The following is a 12,833-nucleotide window of genomic DNA, read 5'->3' on the forward strand; positions in this document are numbered from 1 at the left end:
CGCAAATTTTAAGATATAATCACGAAAAAACGAAGGCGGTTATGCAAAATTTTGATTTTTTCGGCGTTTTGAGCCGGGACGAAGTGGAGGCGCTAAAGGCTAAATCCAAGCTCGTGCGGCTGCAAAAGGGTGCGGTGCTTTTTTACGAGGGTGAGATTTGCAATGAAATTTTATATCTGCTGCAGGGCAAAATCAGGCTCTGCGTCAGCGGCGAAGGCACTAGCGAGATCCCGCTTTACGACTTTTGCGGCGGCGAGCAATGCGTCGTAAATATCGCAAGCGCGATCTCGCAAACACCCGCAGTCGCTACTGCTGAAGCGATCACCGATATAAGCGGCTGGCTCATCCCCGCTAGCGTCATTCAAGAGCTCATCGTGCGCAACAAAGAGTATCAAAAGATGATCTTTTCGCTATTTACGCTGCGCTACGGCGCGCTTACGACGCTTATAGAGGATATAAAATTTAAGCGTCTGGATAGTAGAATTTTAGATCTTTTACGCTCGTTCGGCACCGATGAGATCACGATCAAAAATGCCGAGATAGCGGAGCGCCTAGGCACTTCGCGCAACGTGATAAACCGCGTACTTTAGGATCTCAAAGCTAAAAATTTGATCCGCCTTTCGCGCGGCAAGATCACGCTGGTAAAGTAAAGCTTTAATTAACGCGCCCCTTTCGTAAAGCGCAATCAAAATCTCGTAAATTTAGAAATTTTGCGCTAAAATTGCCAAAGACGCGAGCTTCCGCAATCCAAAAAACGAGGTTATTATTATGTCGCAAAGTATAGTCGAGTTTGCTACGATAATCCTTTATGTTACGATAGGCTTTTGCCTTCTTGTTTCATTGCTTCAGACAAACAGATCGTATAAAACCGTGTATCGCGGGACATTATTTATCCAAACCGATCCGCTTTTAAAGATACCTATATTTATAATATGCCTAAGCTTCGGCGTAGTCACTCTATCCAGCCCGCACGTAGCAAAACATAACGGCGAGCCGATACCCTGCTTTTACACCCACGATAAAGTTTGCTCGCAGGAATACAAAGCGGCGGGCATAAATTTAAGATGCTTCGAAGAAGACGATCCCAGATGCGTGGATGGATATCTGCAAATAAGCAAGCCCAGACTAATACTTAGCAAAATCATATCTGTCTGCGCCATAATTTTTTCTTTTATCGTACTAATTCAAAAAGGGATTAGAATAGATAAAAGCGGCATCTGCAAAGAATGGGAGGTTCTGCCGTTTAGGCATACGGAAAAGATAGGCTTTGACGAAATGATATGCGCCGTAGGGTTTATAAGAGGCGTAAAAATAATCAGCATACGCGGCAAAATTAGCGGCGTTAAATTCGGGGCGGGATTTTTGTATGCACGAAGGGATATAGATTTTTTGCAAAATTTTATATTAGAAAAGCTAGCTGAAATTTCAAAGACCAAAGCGAGCGAGCAAGATGCCTGGGCTTAATTTAACGCTAAAAATATCTAAATTTAAGGCGGCGGCATGATATTTTTATATTTGGTATTTGGCATAAATCTTTTACTGTTTGGGCTTGCCATTTTAAAAGCATGGTTTTTATAAGCAAAGCCTCTTATAAAACCGTGCAAAAGGGCGCCTGGCTCATACCTCCTAGTCCCATAGCAAAAACTATGCTTATCGTGCTATTTTTATCCTGGGGTTCGCTGGTAGCGTTTGATGAGCCTTGGATAAAAACAACAAGAGGCGGAGATAAAGTTGCATGCTTTGATACAAACGATCCTCTATGCGTAGGCGGGTATATGCAAAGAGGCGGCGGCGAGACCACACTTGTGATCGTGATGGGTCTTGCAATGATGCTAATTGCCATACTGCCGTTATCCGAAAAGGGCGTCATCATAGATAGCCGCACCGTAAGGAAAGAGTGTAGATTTTTATCGTTTAAATTTAGCACAAAGATCGATATAGAAAACGCCCTTACGGAGAAAGGGATGAGGGGCGAGATGCCGATTTTGATAGTAGAAGACGGGCAAAGCGGCAAAAATTTTATGCTCTCATTCCCATACGCACAGCAAGATATAAAATTTATCGAAGCAGAGATAAGAAAGAGGCGCTATAAGATGATGAAATCAAAAGAGGCAAAGACTCCCCCTTTTAAAATCCGCGCTCAAAAAAACTATAAGCTTAAAAGGCGCGAATGAGCGCGCAAACATAGAAATTCTAAAAAACGACAAAGAGGGCGCGGGCGATTAAATTTTAAATTTAGCCACGCGCGAGCAATAGCTATGAAATTTATGACAAGCCGTAGCAAAGCAGCATAATAATCGCGCGAGTAGCAGCTGTATTTATGACAAGTTGCGGCGAAGCGACGCAATGATCGCGCGTACAAGTAAGTGTGCATAAGCCCAACGCAAGCTCAAAAAAAATGAGCGCGGCGTTTAAATTTAACTCGCGATTTTAAAAACCAAAATTCCAAACCGCTCCGCCTAAATTTAGCCTATTTTTTACCTAAAATTTCGTAAAATTACGACTTTAAATTTTCAAAAAAAGGACGCAGATGAATAAAAGTTTGGAATTCAGAGCCGACATCGGAATGCTCTTCGTGGCGATCGCTTTTGGGCTCGGGTATCTGCCCACCTCGCAGGCGCTTGCGAGCAACAACGTCTTTGTGCTGCTATTTTGGCGCTTTTTTGCCGCGAGCATCATCGCAGGCGCGATATTTTTTCCCAAGCTCAAAGCCATAACTTCGCGCGAGATCAAGCACGGCGCGGTGCTTAGCCTGTTTTTATTCGCGGGTTTTACGTCGCAGACCTTCGCTTTTAAATTTGCGCAAAGCTCCTCCGTGGCGTTCATCATCGGCCTAAACGTCGCGCTCGTACCCTTCATCGCCGCGGCGCTGTTTAGGCATAAAATTTACTCCTACGCCTACGCGGGCATCGCGCTCGCGATCGCTGGGCTCTATCTCATCGGCGATACGCAGCTTGGGCTCGGCAAGGGCGAAGCGCTGGCGCTAGTTTGCGCGTGCGCATATTCGTTTCACATCGTGCTGACCAACCGCTTCGTGCAAAGCTGCGACGTAGCGGGCATCGCCTACGTACAGATCCTCTGCTTAAGCGTGCTTTGCTGCTTTGCGGCGATCTTTTTCGAGAGGGTCAGCATCGTGCCGGTGATGGATAGAAGCTTTTTTGTCGCGATGGCGGTGATCTGCCTGCTGGGAACGGTTTTCGGCTTTTTTGCGCAGGCCTTGATGCAAAAATACACGACGCCCGTAAAAACCGCTCTATTTTTCACGCTAGAGCCCGTAACGGCGGGCATTATGGGCGTATTTGTGGGCGGCGAAAGGCTAAGCGCGATGCAAATTTTAGGCGCGGCACTCATCCTCGCAGGCGTTTTGATAAGCGAGATCGGAAGCTACCTCAGCGCGAAACGTAGCAGATCCGCAGATGTTTGATTTTACGGCGCCATAAATTCCATGCCACGTGGAATTTTGCGCCATAAAATTCCGTGCCGCATAAAATTTACATGCAAAATTCCGTGCTGCATAAAATTCTGCGCCTTAAAATTCCACAGCGAAATTCCGCGCCATGCAAAATTCTATGTCGCGCAGAATTTTGCGGCGCCGTGCGCAAGGATACGTTAAAATTCCACGACAAAATTTCGTATTAAAATTTACGTAGCTGGGGCGTGCGGCGAAGCTTTAGCGATAAAATTTCATTGATTAAGCGATACAAAAATTTCATTGATTAAGCGATACAATAGTAAAATAATGAAATTTTAACAAAGGAGCCCCTATGAAAAAAATCATCCTTCTTGTTGCCGCGCTTGCGGGCATAATGTTTGCCAAAAGTGTAGAGCTCGCCACACCACCCGATCATAAAGACGGCGTAAATCACCTGGAATTGGTGCTGATCCTAGATAAATCGGGCTCGATGAGCGGGCTTGAGAGCGACACGATCGGCGGATTTAACTCGATGATAGAAAAGGAGCGCAAAGAGGGCATCGACGCTAGCGTCACGACCGTGCTTTTCGATACGAAATTTAACGTCATCCACGACCGCACGCCGCTTAAAAAGGTCGAAAACCTAACGTCCAAAGAGTACTACGCCGGTGGCAACACCGCGCTATTAGACGCCGTCGGCAGCACGATAGCGCGTATCGAGCGAGTGCCTGACATCTATGCCAAAAACAATCGCGTGCTTTTCGTCATCATCACCGACGGGCAGGAAAACTCAAGCCGCGAATACTCCAAAGCGCAGATTAAAAGGATGATTAGCGACAAGCAGGAAAAATACGACTGGGAATTTATCTTTTTGGGCGCTAATATCGACGCCGCAAGCGAAGCGCGAAGCATCGGCATCAAAAGCGAAAACGCCTTAAAATACGAGAATTCCAAAGAGGGCGTGAGTAAAAATTTCGAAGCGGCGGCCGAGATATCCAAAGACGTAGCGACCGACAACAAAGCAAACTCAAAATGGCGCGACAAGGTGCTTAAAGACAAAAAATAGCAAATCGCGAGGCGAGGCGCGCTAGAAATGAAGTGCCGCTTCGGAAACGAGCGGCGGCACTAAAATAGGCGGCGATGTGAAAATGTGCGCCATAAGTGCGGCGCGCGGCAGCGGCGACGAGCATACTCGGCTTACGCGGGCGAGCTTTTCGTATGCGACACTGCTTTTAAATTTATCGGTTTGCCACAAAGCTAAGCTTTGCGTAGCGTCATACAGGATCGCGCGCCGTGCCGCTTCTGCGGCGTCGCATACGCCGCGATCGATCAGCGGCGTAACGTGGCGGATCAGCGCTAACGTCATGATTTTGTCTCCTAAAATACGAGCCCGCTAAGAACTTGCGCCGTTATATTTCCGCTCCCACAGGATACTTAATGTTTAGATTTGCACTATTTATGCGAAATCTGCTATGGTTCTTACTCCGTAGCCACGGCGAGCGCGGGGGTCTGCTTCAAAGCATGGATTTGCGCGGCTATTTAAGCCTTTCGTAGCTTTCGCATGAGCTTTGCCATGCCCTTTCATGCTCCGCTACCGAGCTCATAAATCTATCCTTGCCGCCCAGCTCGCAGGCTTTTTTATAGTACTGTGCGGCTTTTGCATTATCTGCACCCTCGTAAAGACGCGCTAAATTTAAGCACGCAAGCCAGCTGTCCGCGATATCCATATCGCAACCGCGCACATAGTAACCTACGCCCTTTATAGCGTCTTTGCGCACGCCTCTGCCTTTGATATACGCAGAGCCTGCGTTACTGCAGCCTATCGCGTGCCCGTCATCGCAGGCTTTGTCGAACAGCTCTGCCGCCTTCACCTCATCGCACGGCATCCCCTCTCCGCTTTGATACAAAATGCCTAAATTTACGCACGACTCCGCATCGCCGCCTTTGCAAGCTTTGACGTATAACGGCGCAGCCTTTAGCAGATCTTGCGGCACGCCCCAGCCATAATTATAAATCTGCGCCAAGGCCCCGCACGCCTTCACATCGCCCTTATCGCAGGATTTTGTAGCCCAGCTTATATCGTCTGCGGTGATTTCAAAATTTTCGGCAAGCGCGAAATTTGCAGCAAACGTCGCGATAAGCGCTAGAACTGAAATTTTATTTTTCATTTTCATCCTTTTCGTTTTTTAAGATCGCGCGCTAAGCCTAAGGTGCGGATTTATTGCATTGGCGTAGATTTGTCGTCGCCTGCTCTTTGCTTTTTAGCGCCTCGTAAATTTCATCGACGCCGCTTAGATTTTGATCCAAAACCTCTCTCGCCTTTTTTAGCGTGCGTGCGCCAAAAATCCCATCTTGCTTCACTCCGATGCTTTTTTGGATATATAAAATTTTATCCTTTTGCATAGCAGCGGAATCCTTAGTCGCCCCGGAAACGGAATTTGAAGCAGGGCTTTCAGAGCCGCTAGAGCTTGCACTCGTAGAATTTTTGTCTGCAGAATTTACGCCATTACTCGCGGAAGCGGAATTTTCGTCCTCAAAAAATGCAGGCATCCACCCTCGCAGCAGCCCTGCTGCGCCGGTTTTCGGTACGTAGCCCGTATTTGCCGCACCTCCGTAGATTGCGCTAACCAAAACGGCGCAGAGCAGAGCTTTGCAAAAGCGAGCAAACGCCGCGCCGCCCCTGCCGCAGCGATACTCTCGCGGAATTTTACGAGCTTTTACGACGCACCGCACTGCGCTTGCCAGCCACAGCGCCACACCGCCTAACAGCCCCGCAGCAGCGATTGCCACGCCACATGCAAGTGCCCAAAAATAATGCTCCGCAAAGATCATCTCGAAGCAGCCCTCGCACGCCAGTATAGCCGCTGCGATGAGCGCGCCTCCGCCTATGCACCACACCGCGCGGTCATATCGCGGACTTAGCACGCCAAGCGCCCCAGCCATCGCTCCGCCCAAATCACGAGCGCATTGCTGCGAAATAAAGCCCTCACAAACGCGCATAATCGCCGCGGCAAAACTTTGCGCGCAATCCTCGCGCAAAGAATGCGGGAAAAATAATTTCTTTAATCGAGCAAAAGGCGAAATTTTAGAATTTGACGCGGCAGGATCTCGCGTATTCGCGCAATTTTTAAATTTTGCAGCGGCTAGATTTTCGGAATTTATTGCGGCGGAGTCTATGAAATTTGTGGAATTTTCAGCACCCAAGGCGCTTAAATCTCGGTAATCTCGCTCGCCGTATAATTCGCAAAGACCCTCCGCGGCGCGATCAGAAGTGCCGCCTAAGCCCTCTTGCGAACCTGCAAAATTAGATCCATTCTGCGTGAGAGCTTCGCTGCTTTGCTGCCTAGCCTCAAAATCGCCGGCAGAATTCTCTCCACCTTCCAAAAGATCTGCCCCTGTAAATTTTACGCCACCGCTCACGGCGCCTGCAAACCTGCCTTGCTCTCCGCGCAACTCCAAGCGATTATCTTCCAAGCCCATAGAATTTGCCGAAGCGCTAGCAAATTTCGTGCCCGCGAATTTTATGCTTGCGCTGCCCTTGAGATTTTCTTTGCGCGAAGCGTCTTTTGCAAGGCTCAAAGCATCGCAATCGGCCGTGCCGCAAGTAGAATTTACAGAGTTAAAATGTCCATCCGCGCTGCGCAACTGCTCGAGATTTAGCGTCTCGCCGCGCAGCTTAGCACTAGCTAGGCGCATCGCCACATCCAGCACAGGCTTTGCGCGAAATAGCGCAAAAAGGCTTTGCGCATCGTTCTGCCCTAGCCTAGCGGGCACGCCGTGCACCGCCGCAAGCTCCGACGCAAAAACTTCGTCCAAAAAGTTAGGTCTTACGAATGTCGCGCCACCAAAGCACGCCGCATCGTAAGCCTTGCCGCAGACAGCAAAACTCAAGCGCAAAAAATCATCCTCCGCGCTAAATACCGCTTCGCAGCCGCCCTGCACCGCTCGCAGCGAGCTTAGACGAAACAAAAGTCTGCGTGCTGCAAAACCTACGCCCTTGCTGCATAAAAACTCCAGCAGCTCGCGCCCGAAAACCTGCGAGCTAGCGCCTATGCTGACGCTCGGGCGAGCATAAACGGATACTTTGCCGGTGCGAGTGAAATACCCGCGCCCATCGCAGTGTTCGCAGCGAAAATCACCCGTACCACCGCACTTTTCGCAGCGCAATCTACCTGCGCCGCCGCAAGCGGGACAAATGCGCGAGCCGCTACCGCCGCAGCTAGCGCAGGGGATGAAGCGATAGCCCATAGAATTTGACGCAGAGCCTGCAGAATCGCCTCCAGAAAGGCTGCGCGCATGAGCGTTCGTAGAGCTTAATGCCGCGCGGCTATAGCCGCCGGTACCCTTGCAATCGGGGCAGATCAAGCGCCCGCGCCCGCCGCAGTTAGCGCACGGCGTCTTGCCTGCGCTTTCGCAGCCTTTGCAGCGTCTCCTACCAGATCCGCCGCAATGCTCGCAACGCAGATGAACGCTAAAGGGCTTAAAATCGTGGAATTTTATGATTTGATCCGCATTCGTAGCGGCTTTTTGGGGGTCTGCGCGCAGACGCAGCATAAAGGCCTCGCTTAGCTCCGCATCTGCACTTGCCGCGCGCAGGCACTCGCGCGCATGAGCTTCGAACTGCTCGATGCCAGCGAAATGCAGCTGAGCACGCTCACCGCCACTTATCTGCGAGACGCTAAACTTGCCGGCAAAGTCATATCGCACGCCAAGCCTCACGCTAAATCCGTAAAACTCGCGATCAAGCTCGCGCAGATCGGCGCCGCCACTACGCGCTAAGGCTTTGAGTCTAGCAACAAACGCCTCTGCAAGCTCCTCTTTATCCAGCTTGTCCATGATCGCTCCTTTCTTGCGGGCGCGCCACAAAGCCGCGCCGCATAAATTTTAAAATTCCTTTATTGAAATCCTGCAAATTTTAGCATTTCATATAATTATACCGCGAAAGGGAATTTTAAAATTCCAAAATCTCACGCAGGATGGAATTTAGCGCCATTCATTGCACGCCGTAAAATCTCGCTGCAAATAAAATAGAGCTCGACGCGGAATTTCGCACTGCGACGGCGACGCGCGTAACTGATCGCAACAAATACGGCGCGAACGGATCGCAAAACGGAGCCGCCAAGCATACGGCGCGCGAGCGGTAGCAGCGGGCATGCAAGACTTTTAATTTCGCAACAGCGCATAATTTGGCTCGCGACGATGTACGACACAGCGTAACGCGAAGCAAATTTCACGCCTGCATAAAATTTTAAATTTCACGGCTAGCTCGTGCGTACGACATGCAATTTAAAATTTCACGACAGCTATGGCGCGGCGTGCAGCGGCCTAAAATTCTGCGATAAGCGGCGCGCAAATTTCAATCCCGCGCGACAATCAGACGACGGGTGCGTGGAGTACAATTTAATTTACGAGCGCATAGCCGACATATCATCGCACAAATTTAGTCGCAGCGGGTAGCACGGCGCAAAATTTCATTGCCGCGACGCATCGGCTCGTAAAATTTAATCCTGTTACCGCGCAGCTATAGCCGCCTGCGCCTTTGCAAGCAGAGCGGATCAAGCATCCGTGCCCACCGCAGGCGATGCACGGCAGTGCGTAAAATTTAATCCGGGCACTGCAAACCTCCGCCAACATGACTTGATCGTACGAGCGTAAAATTTAGCTTGCCTGCCGCATAATTTAACTTGCCGCGGCGTATGTCGCGGCACAAGCGCGAATTTTAGATCGTGCGGCGATCTGCTGCACGACCGACAGATTAATTTCACGGTGCGCTCGACATGAAATTTAAAATCTCGTAGCGACACATGGCGCTGTGCGCAGCCGCGTGAAATTTTAAATTTCACGGCGAGCCCACGCGTTATGAAATTTTAAATCTTGCCGCGAGTGAGCTCACAAGCTCGCGGGCGGCTAGGCTTAAGATCTTGCGCTCGGTTTTTGCGTGGAATTTTGCGAGCGGAATTTCAAATGCAAACCCGCGCGGGTTTCGCGCCGAATTTCTGCGTAGATATTGCGCGAAATTTAATGAAATTCCGCGGGCTGAGCTCGGCGCGCCAAAATCCGACTAATCCGACTAACCAAAACTCGACCGGCTAAAATCCGGCGCGATAAAGCTCGAGCGTAGTAAAACTATGACGCATTAAAACCGAGGCGCGATAAACTCGCCGCAACCTGCAAGCAAAATTTATCGCCGCCGAAGCCCGCAGCTAAATTTTACCGCCCAAGCGCGGAATTCTCGGCTTTGGTTTTGAGCGCCGAAAATAAATCCCAAATCACGCCAGTCCGCTTATTACGCCATCGTCCGTGATCCTCATATTTAGCGCGTTAGGGACCTTCGGTAGCCCCGGCATAAGCATTATCTTGCCACAGACGGCGACGATGAATCCCGCTCCCGTGCGAATTTGAAGATCTTTGACGCTGAGCTTAAAGCCGCGCGCCCGCCCAAGCGCCTTGGCATCGTCGCTGAAGCTATACTGCGTCTTTGCAATGCAGACGTTTAGCCGCTCAAGTCCCAAGGCCTTGATGTGCTGCAGCGCCTTTTGCGCTTCTGGCTCGAAAACGACCTCGCTCGCGCCGTAAATTTTAGTAGCGATCTTTTCGATCTTGCTCGCCGTATCGTCGCTAAGCTCGTAGGCGAATTTAAGCTCCTTGGCGCGCTCGCACTCATCTACTACGAGACGGGCTAGCTCAAGCGCGCCCTCGCCTCCTTTGGCGAAATTTTCGCAAATCGCCATCTGCACGCCGCGCTGCTTGCAATAATCGCGCACGAAGGCGATCTCGCCGTCGCTATCGAAGCTAAAGCGATTAAGCGCCACGACCGGATTTAGCCCGAAATTTTGTAAAATTTCAATATGCCCGCCTAAATTTACGATGCCTTTTTGAAGCGCGGCAAGATCAGGGCTCGCGATACTTTCTTTATCCGCGCCGCCGTTGTATTTAAGCGAGCGGATCGTGCTAACCAGAACCGCAGCATCTGGAGCGATACCCGCGCGGCGGCACTTGATGTCGATAAATTTTTCAGCCCCGAGCTCGCTTCCGAAGCCCGCCTCCGTCACGGCGTAATCTGCTAGCGAGAGCGCAAGCTTGCTCGCCATTATGGAGTTGCAGCCGTGCGCGATATTTGCAAAGGGTCCTCCGTGCACGAGCGCGGGCGTGTGCTCAAGGCTTTGGATGAGATTAGGCTTCATCGCGTCTTTTAGCAGGATCGCCACGGCATCCGCGCAGCCCAGATCGCGCACGTATATCGGCTCTCCCTGCATATCGTAGGCGACCATGATGTTTGCGATGTTTTCCTTAAGCTCGGCAAGATCGTTTGAGAGGCACAGAACCGCCATTATCTCGCTAGCCGCGGTGATATTAAAGCCGTCCTCACGCTCTACTCCGTCGGTACGTCCGCCCTGACCTATGGTGATGTGGCGCAGCGCGCGATCGTTCATATCCATGCAGCGCTTCCATAAAATTTTATCGATCTTTAGCGGGTTTTCTTGATATAGTGAGTTGTCGATGACCGCCGAAATTAGGTTATTTGCAGAGGTGATCGCGTGAAAATCGCCGTTGAAGTGTAAATTTAGATCGTCCATCGGCACCAGCTGCGAGTACCCGCCGCCCGCGGCGCCGCCTTTGATACCAAAAACTGGCCCCAGCGACGGTTCGCGCAGCGCAAGGCAAACGCTTTTGCCCAGACGTTTTAGCGCGTCGGCTAGACCGATGGAGGTCGTAGTTTTGCCCTCGCCAAACGGCGTCGGATTGGTCGCCGTGACCAAAATAAGCTTCGAAGCGCGCGAGCGCGGCTTGATATTTAGCTTGGCTTTGTAGTGGCCGTACAGCTCGATCTCATCCTCACTAAGCCCCAAATTTTTCGCAACGTTTGAAATTTTATCCGGCTTCGCCGCATTTGCTATTTCGATATCGCTCAACATTTTCTCTCCTTAAATTTAAAATTTTATCGCGCAGCGTTTATTCGCTGCCTACTTAGGCTCTCGCGGGCTCTCTAGCGCTAAATTTCTACGAAAACCCTCCGCCTGCGAGCGACAAATCCGCAAGCCGAGCCGAAAGTCGTCCGGATACCGCGCAGATATCGCAATCCGCCCGCCCTTGCGGACGCGCACCTTATCCGCGAGCCGCGCAAGATCAAAGCTCGCGGCGCAAAATTCGCCCCGCTAAATTTCGATCTCGATACCCACGGGGCAGTGATCGCTGCCCATCACGTCGCTTAGGATGAAAGCGTCCTTTAGCTGCGAGCGCAAATTTGCCGAGATGAAAAAATAATCGATCCGCCAGCCTACGTTTTTGGCGCGCGCGTTAAAGCGGTAGCTCCACCACGAGTAGGCATCCCGCAGCTCGCCGCGCACGGCACGGAAAGTATCGATGAAGCCCGCCGCCTCCACCTCATCGAGCCACGCCCGCTCGATCGGCAAAAAGCCCGAGGTTTTGGAGTTTGCTTTGGGGTTTGCAAGATCGATCTCGCGGTGCGCGGTATTCACGTCGCCGCAAAATATCACCCCGAGTCCCTGCTCCGCAAGGCTGCGCGCGTAGGCTAGGAATTTCGCGTAAAATTCCATCTTGTAGGCTAGCCGCGCCTCGTCCTTTTGTCCGTTGGGAAAGTAGATATTAAAAAGCACGACATCGCCGAAGCGGTGCTGCAGCACGCGCCCCTCGTCGTCGGGGAAAAACAGCGCCTTGCTCGTCTCGCTTTTAAATTTCGCTAGGCTCGCCACACCCGAATAGCCTGCGCGAGCGGCGGAATTTAGATCGATCTGAGAAAATCCAAGCTCATAAAGCCCTTTTGGAGCGTCCTTTTCGCTCACCTTGATCTCTTGCAAGCCCAAAAAATCGGGGTTTTGCTCCGAAAGCCACGCAAAGCCGTCTTTGCCGAGCACTGCGCGCAGCCCGTTTACGTTCCAACTAATCAGTTTCAAATTTAGCCTTTGGCCTAAAAATTTTGGTATGATTATACGAAATTTTGACTAAATTTAAAGGAAAATTATGCGCAATCAGCCCAAATACCGATTTTTTGCCAACTGGGGCTACGCGATGGCGGGTCTTGCCGAGATGCTTCGCAGCGAGCGTAGCTTTAGACTCGAGCTTTGCGTGTTCGTGCCGCTTCTGCTGTCGCTATTTTTTTGGAATTTCGGCGCAGTACTAAATCTATTTTTGATCTTCGGTGCGATCTTTACTATAGCTCTTGAGTGCGTAAACTCCGCTATTGAGCGCGCGGTCGATCTTGCCACGAGCGAAATCCACCCGCTAGCCAAGGGCGCCAAAGACACCGCAAGCACGGCGGTGATGATGAGCCTATTTCTCAACGCCGCGCTGTGGGGCTACGCGCTGATAGATAAGCTATTTTAGCGGCAACTGCGTATAAAAATTTAATTTCGCCGCAGCGCCATAGATAAATGGCAAATTAAGCCTAAATTTCGTAAAA

At 50.7% G+C, this 12,833-nt stretch carries 11 protein-coding genes; 6 read left to right on the plus strand and 5 right to left on the minus strand.

Translation table 11 applies throughout. The annotated features are described in order from the left end of the window. The first annotated feature begins 41 nt into the window (after positions 1-41). The 5 genes from KH703_RS02745 to KH703_RS02765 all read left to right on the plus strand — a co-directional run bounded on the left by KH703_RS02745 (position 42) and on the right by KH703_RS02765 (position 4,478). Positions 42-590 carry a Crp/Fnr family transcriptional regulator gene (locus tag KH703_RS02745; RefSeq protein WP_304293923.1) on the plus strand — a complete coding sequence of 183 codons (549 nt, stop codon included), beginning with the start codon at positions 42-44 and terminating at the stop codon, positions 588-590. A gap of 178 nt (positions 591-768) precedes the next feature. Beyond that, a complete protein-coding gene (locus tag KH703_RS02750) occupies positions 769-1,464 on the plus strand; it encodes a hypothetical protein (RefSeq protein ID WP_304293925.1) in 696 nt (231 codons plus the stop codon). A gap of 134 nt (positions 1,465-1,598) precedes the next feature. Next, a complete protein-coding gene (locus KH703_RS02755; RefSeq protein ID WP_304293926.1) occupies positions 1,599-2,174 on the plus strand; it encodes a hypothetical protein in 576 nt (191 codons plus the stop codon). 356 nt (positions 2,175-2,530) lie between these two features. Beyond that, complete coding sequence (locus tag KH703_RS02760; RefSeq protein WP_304293928.1) at positions 2,531-3,424, plus strand: DMT family transporter; 894 nt, start codon at positions 2,531-2,533, stop codon at positions 3,422-3,424. Between the two features lie 340 nt (positions 3,425-3,764). Further along, positions 3,765-4,478: a vWA domain-containing protein gene (locus tag KH703_RS02765; protein ID WP_304293930.1), complete on the plus strand. Its 714-nt coding sequence runs from the start codon at positions 3,765-3,767 to the stop codon at positions 4,476-4,478. A gap of 21 nt (positions 4,479-4,499) precedes the next feature. Here KH703_RS02765 and KH703_RS02770 read toward each other — a convergent pair whose 3' ends face one another. The 5 genes from KH703_RS02770 to KH703_RS02790 form a co-directional block, all read right to left on the minus strand. Continuing rightward, positions 4,500-4,778: a hypothetical protein gene (locus tag KH703_RS02770; RefSeq protein WP_304293932.1), complete on the minus strand. Its 279-nt coding sequence runs from the start codon at positions 4,776-4,778 to the stop codon at positions 4,500-4,502. 169 nt (positions 4,779-4,947) lie between these two features. Continuing rightward, positions 4,948-5,580, minus strand: coding sequence for a tetratricopeptide repeat protein (locus KH703_RS02775; RefSeq protein ID WP_304293934.1), 633 nt, complete (start codon positions 5,578-5,580; stop codon positions 4,948-4,950). A 37-nt stretch (positions 5,581-5,617) separates the two neighbouring features. Next, positions 5,618-8,248: a hypothetical protein gene (locus KH703_RS02780; RefSeq protein ID WP_304293935.1), complete on the minus strand. Its 2,631-nt coding sequence runs from the start codon at positions 8,246-8,248 to the stop codon at positions 5,618-5,620. A 1,433-nt stretch (positions 8,249-9,681) separates the two neighbouring features. After that, a complete protein-coding gene (locus KH703_RS02785) occupies positions 9,682-11,328 on the minus strand; it encodes a formate--tetrahydrofolate ligase (RefSeq protein ID WP_304293937.1) in 1,647 nt (548 codons plus the stop codon). A 240-nt stretch (positions 11,329-11,568) separates the two neighbouring features. Next, positions 11,569-12,327, minus strand: coding sequence for an exodeoxyribonuclease III (locus KH703_RS02790; protein ID WP_304293939.1), 759 nt, complete (start codon positions 12,325-12,327; stop codon positions 11,569-11,571). A 67-nt stretch (positions 12,328-12,394) separates the two neighbouring features. Here KH703_RS02790 and KH703_RS02795 point away from each other — a divergent pair, with 67 nt between their 5' ends. Next, positions 12,395-12,757, plus strand: coding sequence for a diacylglycerol kinase (locus KH703_RS02795; RefSeq protein WP_304293940.1), 363 nt, complete (start codon positions 12,395-12,397; stop codon positions 12,755-12,757). Positions 12,758-12,833: the final 76 nt, after the last annotated feature.

Source organism: Campylobacter gracilis, from assembly GCF_018374135.1.
In the GTDB taxonomy this organism is placed as follows: Bacteria; Campylobacterota; Campylobacteria; order Campylobacterales; family Campylobacteraceae; genus Campylobacter_B; species Campylobacter_B gracilis_A.